This window comes from Enteractinococcus helveticum, from assembly GCF_020742345.1.
GTDB lineage: Bacteria > Actinomycetota > Actinomycetes > Actinomycetales > Micrococcaceae > Yaniella > Yaniella helvetica_A.
Genome location: NZ_DYXC01000047.1, coordinates 1 through 12027, shown reverse-complemented (window position 1 = coordinate 12027; position 12027 = coordinate 1). Strand labels below are relative to the sequence as shown.

General features: G+C 57.4%; 12 protein-coding genes. 4 read left to right on the top strand and 8 right to left on the bottom strand.

The window, feature by feature from the left end; all coding sequences use genetic code 11:
• Positions 1-1703, bottom strand: a 1703-nt coding sequence (locus K8V32_RS03690) for a VanW family protein (protein WP_303903051.1), incomplete at its 3' end; no start/stop codon positions are given.
• A 254-nt stretch (positions 1704-1957) separates the two neighbouring features.
• On the opposite strand from K8V32_RS03690, the gene K8V32_RS03685 reads away from it, so the two are divergent.
• Positions 1958-3316, top strand: coding sequence for a variant leucine-rich repeat-containing protein (locus tag K8V32_RS03685; protein WP_303903048.1), 1359 nt, complete (start codon positions 1958-1960; stop codon positions 3314-3316).
• Between the two features lie 76 nt (positions 3317-3392).
• Here the strand turns inward: K8V32_RS03685 and K8V32_RS03680 are convergent, their stop codons facing one another.
• The 4 genes from K8V32_RS03680 to K8V32_RS03665 form a co-directional block, all read right to left on the bottom strand.
• Positions 3393-4820 (bottom strand): DEAD/DEAH box helicase, encoded by a 1428-nt coding sequence (locus K8V32_RS03680; RefSeq protein ID WP_303903057.1) that lies wholly within the window; start codon positions 4818-4820, stop codon positions 3393-3395.
• A gap of 311 nt (positions 4821-5131) precedes the next feature.
• Positions 5132-5959 (bottom strand): efflux permease Rv1217c-related protein, encoded by an 828-nt coding sequence (locus tag K8V32_RS03675; RefSeq protein ID WP_303903045.1) that lies wholly within the window; start codon positions 5957-5959, stop codon positions 5132-5134.
• Positions 5956-6882: an ABC transporter ATP-binding protein gene (locus K8V32_RS03670; protein ID WP_303903042.1), complete on the bottom strand. Its 927-nt coding sequence runs from the start codon at positions 6880-6882 to the stop codon at positions 5956-5958. The genes K8V32_RS03675 and K8V32_RS03670 overlap by 4 nt, the downstream gene beginning before the upstream one ends.
• Positions 6883-6972: 90 nt before the next feature.
• On the bottom strand, positions 6973-8055 hold the full coding sequence (locus K8V32_RS03665; protein ID WP_303903039.1) for a YkvI family membrane protein: 1083 nt from the start codon (positions 8053-8055) through the stop codon (positions 6973-6975).
• 222 nt (positions 8056-8277) lie between these two features.
• Between K8V32_RS03665 and K8V32_RS03660 the strand changes: the two genes are divergently transcribed.
• Positions 8278-8622, top strand: coding sequence for a spore germination protein GerW family protein (locus K8V32_RS03660; RefSeq protein WP_303903036.1), 345 nt, complete (start codon positions 8278-8280; stop codon positions 8620-8622).
• Positions 8623-8626: 4 nt separating this feature from the next.
• Here the strand turns inward: K8V32_RS03660 and K8V32_RS03655 are convergent, their stop codons facing one another.
• From K8V32_RS03655 to K8V32_RS03645, 3 genes are all read right to left on the bottom strand, one after another.
• Complete coding sequence (locus K8V32_RS03655) at positions 8627-9187, bottom strand: pyridoxamine 5'-phosphate oxidase family protein (RefSeq protein WP_303903032.1); 561 nt, start codon at positions 9185-9187, stop codon at positions 8627-8629.
• 46 nt (positions 9188-9233) lie between these two features.
• Positions 9234-10220 carry an LLM class flavin-dependent oxidoreductase gene (locus K8V32_RS03650; RefSeq protein ID WP_303903029.1) on the bottom strand — a complete coding sequence of 329 codons (987 nt, stop codon included), beginning with the start codon at positions 10218-10220 and terminating at the stop codon, positions 9234-9236.
• Between the two features lie 128 nt (positions 10221-10348).
• On the bottom strand, positions 10349-10759 hold the full coding sequence (locus K8V32_RS03645; RefSeq protein WP_303903054.1) for a hypothetical protein: 411 nt from the start codon (positions 10757-10759) through the stop codon (positions 10349-10351).
• An 85-nt stretch (positions 10760-10844) separates the two neighbouring features.
• Here K8V32_RS03645 and K8V32_RS03640 point away from each other — a divergent pair, with 85 nt between their 5' ends.
• On the top strand, positions 10845-11429 hold the full coding sequence (locus tag K8V32_RS03640) for a TetR/AcrR family transcriptional regulator (RefSeq protein WP_303903025.1): 585 nt from the start codon (positions 10845-10847) through the stop codon (positions 11427-11429).
• A partial coding sequence (locus K8V32_RS03635) for a cyclase family protein (RefSeq protein WP_303903023.1) occupies positions 11426-12027 on the top strand: 602 nt, incomplete at its 3' end. The genes K8V32_RS03640 and K8V32_RS03635, both read left to right, overlap by 4 nt.

Sequence of the window (12027 nt, the reverse complement as noted above, 5' to 3'; positions counted from 1 at the left end):
GGTGGGTATGGGGTGGCGTATTCGGCGTCGACGTGGTTGACGTCCCAGGCTTCGGCGTCTTCGGTGGTGACTTCGGGTTCGACCTCGTGGAGCTCCACGGTAATGGCACGGGTTTGTTCCCCGCGCAGATCCGCCAGGATCTCATTGACGACTTGTTCACTATCGACCCCGCGCCCGGTGGAGCCGGGCACGACTTCTGGGCGGGCCGAGCCGGCAGTGCCGGTTAGCCGTACGGTGGCGTCCTCGTTCGTGGAAGCAAATTCGGGGTTATTTTCGGCCAGTGCGTCAGTGAGGGTCTCGCCATCCAGGATCAAGACCGGGCGCACGCCGTCGGCATCCTCGGGCTCGGTCGATTCGGGCTCGTCGGAGGTTTCGTCCTCAGTTTGGTCGGTGGCCGCGGTTTCTTCGGCGGCACCTTCAACACGCACTTCTGCAGCGGATCCCAGCTGGGCAGGAGTCAGCTCGGTGGTCGCGTCATCGGCGGTCACCGCATAGTTGGCCTCGACCAGCGGTTGGGCGGTATCGGCAACAAATTGTTCCCACTGCTCTGCCGAGACGGCAGGATCTTCTGCCTCGCCCGGTGCGTTCAGTTCGGTTGCTTCACCCAACCATTCTTCGGCCACCAGGTCGCTCAGGGCTTCGTCGTCCACGGTGAAACCATGAATCGGCTCAGTGTAGTCCAGTTCGGCTCCCTCATAGACCACCGAGCCCTCGGTTGGATCAAAACTCAGCTGTTCGGCCAGTCCGGCAATAGTTTCGGAGGAGGTTTCCTCATCCACAGACTTCTGGGCCGCCACGTGGGCCTCGCCAAAGATTCGTGCCCACAGCGCCATCGGGTCGAAGGTCAGATCCGTGAGGTCATCCAGGGTCGCGTCGACGTCGTAGGTGTATCCGGATTCTGCAGGGATCAGGGTGGCTTCCTGGTCCTCAACGGTCACCAAAATCTCGCGCTGGGCGCGTTCGGCAAAGGCCTCTTCTAACCTCGGGGCGGCCTCTTGGACCGACAGCCCGGACACATCAACCCCTTCGACCGTCAAGGTCGCGGGCAGGGAATCCTGGGTGGCAAATGCGGCACCAACGTAGCCGCCGCCCAATAAGACCACCAGGCCAACTAGCAACCAGGGCCAGCGGCGTTTCTTCTTCCGCCCGGTCTCAGCAGGCTCGTTGGGCTCAGCGGTTGCACCACTGGTTGCAGCCACCGAGATCGGCGGCATGGCCTGGGTCTGGTCTGGATGATCGGCTGACGCAGCACTGATCGGGGATTCATAGCGCACCGTGGTGTGTGGCACGGCGTCGTCCTGCATGTCATCCACAGAAGTTTCGTGCACTGTGGCTTCTTCGTCGGAGCCCTCGTCGCTGGCAGCCTCCGGAGCAGCCGCTGCTTCGGTCTGACCGGCGGGCTCTTCGTCGGCTTTGAGTGCGGCAATCTGTTGCAGCATGCGCGTTTCGGGGTCGATATCTTCGGTCTTGCCCTGGGCCGGCTGAGCATCTGCGACCGGTTGTTCCACGACCGTTTCATCAGTGACTTCGTCTTGACCGGGCTGATGCTCGGCGTCCTCACCGTGCGTTGCAGCGCCCTGAGCATCGTCAGATAGTGACGGTAATGCCCGGGTCTGTTCGTTGGGTTGCTCGTGTGGTGTGGAGGACTCGTCATCGTGGTGATGCGATGGGTCCGAGTGCTGTGGTGTGTTTTCGTCAGCCATATGTTCTACTCATACAATACGACGGCGGGTTTCACGCCGCGACGCCGCCTAAATATATGCAACTGTTATATGCGCACGGTTGCGAATCAAAATCTATCCTAAACTGTGTAACTACTTACTGTATGACGCGTTATGTGGCTCCGCTAGACTTTTGATGCGGTGTCAACGTCTTAGGTTTCCATCCCACCTGGATGACTACGACACCGTCAGAATAGAACTCAGGCCGTCTTGATGAGCATCAAAGGACACCGTAGATGACGCATTCCCCTCAGGATCCGGTGGATCTGACCGATCCGACCATTTCCCCGCACCGCCTCCAAGAACTCGCTCAGAGTCACCCTGAATCTTGGGATCAGATTCTGGCCCATCCCAACGTGTATCCGGGGCTGGCCGGGTGGATTCGGGATCGTCAGGCAGAACAGTCCGCCACACAATCCGTGGCCGCTCAGCCCCAAGAGCCTACTGCCGACGACGACGCGACAAAGGTTTTTGAGCCCGTGGAGGCTGCCGAGGAAGAAACCTCAACACTGCAGCCCACCGATGACGAAGCTACCGGCACAGCATCAGATCCGGTTCAGGATGACGCCCAGGTCGATGTCACCGAGACAATTGCTGATCACCCGCGCAGTGACGATCCTGCCGCCACCGATCAGGCCCAGGACGCCGCGGCTGCCCAAGAGTCTGCCCAAGAGTCTGACCAAGCCCAACAGGCGTGGGCCATGCCAGACCCAACTGCTCAGCCTCACCCCACAGATGCCGCGTCCTCCGAAGCCGAAGAGTCTTCAGAGATCACAGATGCCGCACAGCAAGAACCTGCCTCCGGGCAGGCACAGCACGGTGAGCCGATCTGGGGTTGGCCGGCGGCGACGTCGTCATCTGCATCCCAAGATTCCCCATCCCAGCAGCAGCATCAGGCGCCATCAGGTGGCTTTAGCCAACAGTCCTATGGCTACCAACAACAGCAAGCGCCTTATGGTTATGCACAGCAGCCCTACGGCCAACAGCCACCGTATGGGCAGGCATTCCAGCCGCGACCACGCCCGCGCACCCCGATTAACTTGAACAGCGCACGAACCTGGGGCCTATTCGTTACCGGTGGGGCCGCATTCATGACGCTATTTGGGTTTTTCTTCGGCCCGAGTGTGGGCGGTTACGGCGTCCCAATGAGCTCACATTTGGCCTCCGGCGGGTGGATGATTTTGCTGCTCTGTCTCGCAACCGTCACCTTGTCTATTCTGCAGTTGCTCAAGCCCTCGGCCTGGATGCGGTTCTTCTTTATGGTGGTCAGTTTCGGTGCTGCATTCATGATGATCGGCCGCACCACCGCCGTGCTGGGGTTCTTCACCCTGCAGCACACCAGTTTCTCGGTGCTGTGGATGCTGTTTATGTCACTGGTGCTATTGGCCGGGGTCATGATCTATACCGCACCAAAAGCTTCTGATACGGACCAGCAGGCCCAGAGGCCCGGTACTGCCTCGGCTCAGCCGGCACCCCAGCAATTCGGGTACCAGCCGCCGGTGCAGCAGCCACCCTACGGCCAACAACCCGGCACCCCACCCTATGGTGGTTATGGTCACCAGCCGGGCGGTTACCCATCGGGGCCACAACAGTAAAGGCCGCAGCATAACAACAATACGCCAGTCTGGTGGATAGCAGGTTCCACCTGACTGGCGTATTTACGTCGACGCGCTAGTGCGCCATTGGTCCATCGGTGCGACGACGATTGCCACCACGACGCCCCGAAGTGGCTCGTTGGCCGGCAGGCTTCTGATTGCTGTGCGAACGGCCGCGACGATTCCGCGAGCGCTGGCCACCGCCGCGAGGGGTGTCTTCACGATCAGGGCTACGGCGTGGTCGCCCGTTGCGTCGCGCCGGTTGTGCGGCGGGCACGGCAAGATCCAGTTGGCGAGCAATCTCGACCGGTTCCAAGAACTGGCGTGGTCCGGGGACTAATTCGTCCAGCAGATCACCGGTGGCGCCATCCTCGTGCAGGGTCGGAGAAATCTTTGCCGCGCGCATCAGCTTGCGGACTTCCCCGGTAAGATCTGGCAGCGCCAAGGTGATGACCGTGCCGGCCTGGCCGGCCCGGGCGGTTCGTCCGGAACGGTGCAAATATGCTTTGTGCTCAGCGGGTGGATCAGCGTGGACCACCAAGGCGACGTCGTCGACGTGGATGCCACGGGCCGCGATATCGGTGGCCACCAGGGTTCCAGCGGTACCGTCGTGGAAGGCCTGTAGGTTGCGGGTTCGCGCATTTTGGGACAGGTTGCCGTGCAGTTCCAGGGCGGTCACGCCGCGTTGGCGCAGTTGTTTTGCCGTGCGTTTTGCACCGTGTTTGGTGCGGGTAAAGACAATGGTGCGACCTTGGGCTGCGCACAGGTTGGCCAGAGTGCCAAGCCGTTCATCTGCACCAACCGTGATGACGTGGTGATCCATTTTGGCCACCGGCGACACCGCAGAATCCGCTTCATGTACGACCGGGTTTTTCAGGTAGCGCTTTACCAGACCGTTCACACCGGCATCAAGAGTGGCGGAGAACAGCATCTTCTGCGCTTTGGCTGGCACCTGGTCCAGGATACGTCGGACCAGTGGTAAGAAGCCCATATCAGCCATGTGATCGGCTTCGTCAATGACGAGTACTTCGATCTCCGACAGCTCAGCGTGGCCTTGACCAATCAGATCAAGTAAGCGACCCGGGCAGGCGACCAGCACATCAACGCCGCGGCGTAATGCCCTGACCTGCGGGTTTTGTCCTACACCACCGAATACGGTGGCGGATTTGAGGCCACTTGCTGCGCCCAGTGGTTCGAAGGTTTCGGCAAGTTGGAGTGCTAGCTCTCTGGTCGGTGCCAGCACAAGGGAGCGGGGACGTCGAGCCGTTGGGGTTCCGCCGTTATTCAGCCGGGCTGTGGTGGGCAGCATGAAAGCAATGGATTTGCCCGATCCGGTGCGCCCGCGGCCCAACACGTCGCGGCCGGCCAGTGAATCTGGCAGGGTCGCGGCTTGAATTGGGGTAGGAGCCGTAATGTCTTGTGCCGCAAGAGCCGCAGCGAGTTCGGCAGGAACACCGAGTTGGGTAAAGCCGTTTTCTGGGCTCTCAATTGCAGAAGCAGGCATAGTGGATGGACCGCCAGTTTTGGCGGCGTAATCAAGAGAAGTCACGAAAAATGAATCCGTCCGGGTAAATGGAAGACCCGGCCCTGGCACAGGCGGAGCGACTATACAAAGGCCACTCAACGCGGTACTGGCCGGCACCGATGGGGAAGTTCCCGATCAGCTGGCTGTTGGCAGTCTACGCTATGAACCCCTAAATCAACGATTCGAACATCCCAGCGCCGAATTTAGGACATCGGCCATCGGTGATGGCCTGACGTTCATCTGGTTTTCGGTTGTTCAGTATTGCCCGGTCTTCTTGCTGAACAACGGGCTCACCCCAGAATGTCGCGCCGGGCCAGACCAGCAATGGTCAGCCCGATGAATATGGCACTGAGGGCCCACACAACAGCGAATCCGGGCCAGTCGAAGCCTTCAGCCAGCGGATTATTGCCGTAGACCCAGTGATAGGGCGAGAGTGTGTACAGCCACTGGAGGTCTTTATTCGTGTTACCCACGGCATCGAACACGTAGCTGATCACCGCAATGCCGGCACCGGCGGCAATCGCCCACATTCTGCGTCCCATCAGAGCACCGACGGCTAACGCGGCGGCGCCCGATAGTAGCCCCAAACTCGCCCACGCAATCGTTCCGGCCAGCAGGTTGACCGCCGATAAGTTGAGCTCCGATGGTTCATTCAGCGCCCAGATCATCACATAGACCACCAGCGCTAGGATCAAGATTTTTGCTAAGAGTGCTGCAATACTTTCCACGGCGTATTGCACCCGCCCGACCGCATGGGCCAGGCTGAGTTCCAGCCGACCGGTTTCTTCGGCGCCAGCAATGAAGGCTGCACCCCAGGCGGTTGTGGCAATGACAATCAGCACATAGCCCAGCAGCCCAAAGAACGTGGCCTGGGTATATCCTGCCCCGGTGACAATATCGTCATAACCAAGCACCTCAACAAGTTCGGTGGGCAAATTATTCAGCAGCTCGGTCATTTGAGGGGAAGCGATTGACGGATAGAGCGGCAGGTAGAGTCCCAGCACCGCGGCAATGCCGATGATCCAACCGAGCATGGCTCGCCAACCATCAACGACCAGCCGGAGGAACACTCGGCCAAAGGTTGTTGTTCTACTCGCCTGTGGAGTGGCATGCGTCATTGGACCTGCTCCGTTCGAGTGTAGAGATCGATAATGGACTCTTCCAGATCAGGTTCTTCCACCGTCAGGTCTCGAATCCGGAATGTGGCAAGCGCTTTGATCACCGGATCAATGTCGCCGCGAATCGTTGCGGTCAACCGGTGGACGTGTTCGTCTCCGGTAGCTTGGATATCGAGGTCTTCCAGCTGCTCTAGCTCGTGCATGCGCGTGTGCAGGGTCGTCGCATCGACGTCGGCAATCACCGCACCCAGCCGGGCCACACTGGTCAGCCGTAATGACGCGACATCGCCGTGGGCAACCACTGTGCCTTGGGCAAGCACTGCAACGTCGTCTGCGGCGTGTTGGATTTCGCTCAAGATGTGCGAGCTGAGCACAACTGTTTGGCCCGCACGGGAGGCTTCGCGCACCATGGTCAAAAATTCGCGTTGCATCAGCGGGTCCAAACCGCTGGTCGGTTCATCCAGAATCAGCAGTTCGGGTTCGTGCATAAAAGCCTGGATGAGGCCCAGTTTTTGTTTATTGCCCTTGGATAGCTCCCGGACCGGACGGGTCATATCCAGTTCCAGTCGCTCGGCAAGTTGGTCAATTTTGCGTTCGGCAACTGTGCCACTGAGCTGGGCAATGTGGTGTAACAACGTGCGCCCGGAAAGCCGGTCGGTGAGGGTCACATCGCCTGGCAAATATCCGATGCGACGCCGTATACCCGCGCCCGCTCGGCGGGGCGAATCTCCCAGGACCGTCAATTCGCCGGAGGTGGGACGAATAATGTCCACCAGCATGCGCAGGACCGTAGTTTTGCCGGCTCCGTTGGGTCCGATCAGACCGAAGACCGAGCCGCGGTGGACCTGCAAGTCGATATCTTGGACTGCCACATGCCGGCCGTAGAGTTTCGTCAGGGCGCGGGTTTCAACAACTGCGACCATCGGAATTTCCCTTCCATCATCTCAGTGTTGTATCACCGAGACTACCCGACGCACGTTGTCGACGACAGGGGGTCCTGCGCAGGAGAATCGCTATTCGGTCAACGCAAATTCCTCGGCTTCCACCGGCTTGCGTCGAGTCCGAATCAGGTTGACCCCCATGGAAATAAAGATGACGAAGCCCACGTAGCCCAACAGCGGATACACGGTACCCACCAGCGTGGTAAACCCAACGAATCCAAACCCAAAGGCTGCAATACCAACGACGACGGCGGCAATGCGGAAGCTGCGGGTCTCGACGGTGAAAAATCGTGCGGTAAAGGAATACAAGGTAGGCACTGCGGTATTGAAGATCATGGCCAACAGCACCAGTGCCATGGCCGCCCCAATATACGGATGTAAATCGGTGGCAATAATGAGCATTGGCATATCGGTGCCAACGAGTTCACCTACATTCATGTACAGGGCCAAGTTGATTACCAGGGCAATGATTCCCAGCAGAATACCGCCCAGCACCGCACCGCGTTTGGCTGCCTTATAGTTCGGCTCGGTGGCCCCCACAAGCGCCAGGATACTCACCGTAATCGCAACATTAAAGGAAACGTGCAAAGCTGCCGATAGCAACCAGTGTGGGGAAGCCAATTCCTGCTGGGTAGCTGCTACGGTTTCCAAATCCACTCCCGAAGTATCCGCGGTCACAGCAGCGTAGATTGCCAGGGCGATGACCAGCAGGAAGGCCACCGGCGTCAAAATGCTGATGACATCTAATACCCGGCGCAAGCTCAGCAGCAGTGCGGTAATCACCAACACTGTCATGAGCGCATAGCCTGCAACCGGTGGAATACCGAATTGTTGTTGGAACAGCGACCCTGAACCGGCAATCATAATCACGCCCACACCAAAGAGGAAGAAGGCCAGCAGAATATCGACGACGGCGCCCAAATACTTCCCGCAGATATGGTAAATCAGGGTCTTATGCGACCAGGCCTTGACCCGCTTGCCCAGTACCACCAGGTAGTAGCCCAGCAGCGGATAAAGGATCATCGTGACAAGGGTGCCCAGAATACCCCACCAGCCGTAGCCGGTAAAAAACTGCAGGATCTCCTGGCCAGATGCATAGCCAGCTCCAATAATAGTGCCGACGTATACCCCGGCAATGCGTAGCGTGTCTTTCATATGATGCCCTTGTCACATGCTCTCTATATGGTTACAACTTCATCAACCATAGCGCTTAAGTGATGCATCGCTCTGTCCTCGTTACGACGGTTCTTTGTCTGCCATGATTCCGCCAGAACATCGGCTTATTGCGCCAAGACTGACACCGTAGCTGGTACCGGCTCCGGACATTTTGCGGGATTCCCCCTGCATTTTTTGGCTTAGAGCCAATAGGCTGAGACCATGGAACTACTTACAGCCCAATTGGCCGAAAAGCTCTCTACGATTGGTGTCAAAAATTCGTACGGAACACCCATTGAGGTGGACGGTGCCAAGATTATTCCGGTCGCGCTCGTCAGCTTTGGCTTCGGTGGCGGAGAAGCTGACAGGAACGATCTCGAACAGACCGGTGACGCCGGAAGTGGCGGCGGCGGTGGTGGGATATCGGTACCGGTGGGCGCCTACATTACCCGCAACGGCACCACTCATTTTGAACCAAATACCGTCGCATTACTTGGCGTGAGCATCCCGCTGGCGTATATCGGCGGTCTTGTAGTCACACGTATCGTCAAAGCCCTCAAAAAATAGGCGCCTATGGGATGACGCGCTGACCGCTCCAGCCGTTGTTTATTAGCTCGAACTGCCAGCGAGTATGCGGATCAGTGCTGAGGTCTAACCATTCCAGATGCCGCAACTGGACACTGATCCAGGCAAAACGTTGAAACGCAGTCGATACGTCATCTTCACGCGGGTCATGAGTTGTCAGCTCCCTGCCCGGTGTGACCAGGGAAACGTACTGTTGCCGACTGTGGGGTGCCAGGAGTTGCCAAGCACGCCAGCGCTCAGCATCATCTGCAATAATCTCAGCTGTGCCTTCGAAGCGCAGTTGCAGTGACCGCTTGCGGTCATAGCATGTTGCCGCGACTGCTGAATTGGATCGAATTTCGGCCACTTTCGCTGATGAAGCGTGTGTGGCAAACCCAAGACGTTCCGGCGAGCGCGCAAAGTCACGTAAAATAACAGATCGGGCCCGGGGCCCACCATTACGACCGACGGTGGCAATATTCATCAACGTCAGCCCGTTGCCCGGCGGTGTCGCCGCATCGGTCATCAACTGCCATATGGTTTTAAGCAGTTTTTCTGCATCAGCCATCAGGTTCACCGTGGATTGTCCAAGCGTCTGGTTCACCGGCCTGCGATTAGAACCAGACATCTGCCAATAATTCGTAGGAGCGGTCTCGGACTGCTGGGTCATATGCGTAGGTGACCGTGATGAGTTCATCGGCTCCGGTTCGTGCTACGAAGTCATCAAGCTGAGTTTTCACCGTGTGAGGTGAGCCAACAGCCTGAATGCGCAGCATCGAATGTTCCGCACCGACGCCGGTGAGCTGATTCGGTTCCACCGGTGGCTGCAGCAGTCGACGTTGTCCGGTGTGAATATCCTGGAACATTTGCTGGACCACAGTGAACTCGCGTTTGGCTTGTTCCTCAGTGTCAGCGACCATGACATTGATGCCTGCCATGACATATGGTGTATCAATCTGAGCTGTGGCTGATTCAGTAGTAAATGCTTCGCGGTACACCTGAATAGCTTGGTCGATTTGATCGGGAGCAAAATGCGATGCGATTGAGAACGGTAGGCCTAATTGTCCTGCAATTGACGCACCATTGACGGTTGATCCTAGGACCCAGATGGGAACATTAGTGTTTGTTGAAACTGCCGAGACGATGGGCACGCTATACGCGGTGCCGTTTTCACCAAACCAACCCTGCATGTCATAAATGTTTTGCGCAAACGCCTGGGGCTCGGCGGATGATCGACTCAGGGCCTGCGCCGTCATCATATCGGTGCCGGGTGCTCTGCCCAGTCCCAGATCAATACGATCCCCGTGCATATTCGCCAAGGTGCCATATTGTTCAGCAACCATTAGCGGTGCGTGATTTGGCAACATCACGCCCCCTGAGCCGACCCGAATCTTTTCAGTAACCGCTGCGGCCTGAGAAATTAGCAGTGCGGTGGAGCTGGCCGCTAGGTTTGGGGTGTTGTGGTGTTCTGCGAACCACAAGCGTCGATAGCCCAGGTTATCGACGAGTTTAGCCGAAGACATCGAGGCCGCAATCGCATCGCGGGCGGTGGAGCCTTCAGCGATGGAGACAAGATCGAGAATACTCAGCGGTACAGACAACGTCGATAATTTCCTTTCGATAGTCCAAGTTGCCTAAAGGCAACAGACTCGTTATCCGCAGCCTAGCTGTCTGAACAGCTCAGAATAAAAACCAGAGACTTATGCGGTCATCTCGCTGGTATCCAAACCTAGCTGACAAGCAGCCCGATTCCACAGGCTGCTAGTCCCGAGACCAGAAATATCGCTCCGATCCACAGCAAGGTAATCCAGGCACTGGGTTGTGTGCGCCCTTTACCCATTGCCGAGAAGAAAAATCCCGCTGGCATCAAGATGGCAGAAATCAGCACGCCGGCTCGGCTCAACCAGAGCCAGCCACCGGTCAGCGACGAGGCTTCCGTCAATATGAGACACACCAGTCCAAGAATAATGAGCACACCCGCATGGGCATGTCCCGCGCGATAAAACGATTTCTGGAAGTCCGTGGCCTCCATTTTTCCCCGCGAGATCCGGGTTAATAAGTAGCCGCCGGTAGTTACGGTAATAGCTGCTAATAAGACAAAACCAGCGGTGATACGAGCTGGATCGGAGAGTTCAAACATTGCAGACACCCCTTGAGGGTAACGTTTCTGTACACTGTAATATAACACTGTTAGAAAACGTTGTGCAATACTATAGACTCAGAAAATGGCTAGACCACGAATCCACGACGAAACGGTCCGACAACGGCTGCTTGAGGTTTCTTCAGAGATCATTGCCGAGCATGGTGCCGCGGCATTATCAATGCGCAAAGTTGCCACAGCAGCTGGCACCACCACTGCCGCGATCTACGCACTCTTTGGTAGTCGCGAAGCTCTCATCGAAGCAGTCGTGATCGAAGGCTTTACACGATTTGCCGAACAGCTACAATCCGTAGTCCATACTGATGATCCTGCAGCGGATCTCTTAGAGCTGGGAAAAGCCTACCGGACCAACGCACTGGACAATCCGCATTATTATCGAGTGATGTTCAACGACATCTACGGGTCAGGCACCACCGAACACGTTGATAATACATTTGGAATACTCGTGACCGCCGTGCAACGTGCAGTAGAGGTCGAAACCTCCGAAGCATGTATGCGAGCCTATCGCCTGTGGGCCTATATTCACGGTCTCGTGAGTCTGGAATTAGCAGGCCTTGCCGGCTCCAATGAAACCCCTACCGATCGTGAGACTGCCTTTATTGCCGCCTTACGCTCAGCAGCCTCGATCATCGGGAAGTCATCACCATGACGATATTTGATCTCAGCCATCCCATCTATCAGGGCATGCCGATCTATCCGGGAGATCCACAGGTCGAGTTCGACTCAGCGCTGTCTATCCCGACAGATGGTGCAGAAGTCACCGGACTTCACTTTGGCACCCACACCGGTACGCATTTAGATGCACCCTCACACAGCATCCCAAACGGGCAAACTGTTGACCAGTTAGATCTCGAGCTGCTCCACGGTTCCGCCACGGTCCTCCAGCTTCGCCAGGAAGCAGCAGCCGAACAACCCATCGGCTGCGATAATCTGGTTCATGTCCCTGATCAGCTGCCACATATTGTGTGCATCGCGACCGGCTGGGACCAATATTTTCATACACCGCGACGAGAACACCATCCTTATATAGAAGTAGGTCTGGCGGAAGAACTCTGGCAGCTGGGCGCCAGAGTTCTAGGTGTGGACACGCTGAGCCCCGACCCCACAGCCGAGGCGGCCGACACTTTCCCCGTCCACCAGTTCTGGCTAGGTAACGGTGGCATCATCATTGAAAACCTTCGCAACCTCACCCAACTCCCCCTACAGGTGCAGATGAGCATGCTTCCTCTGCCGCTGCAAGGACTTGA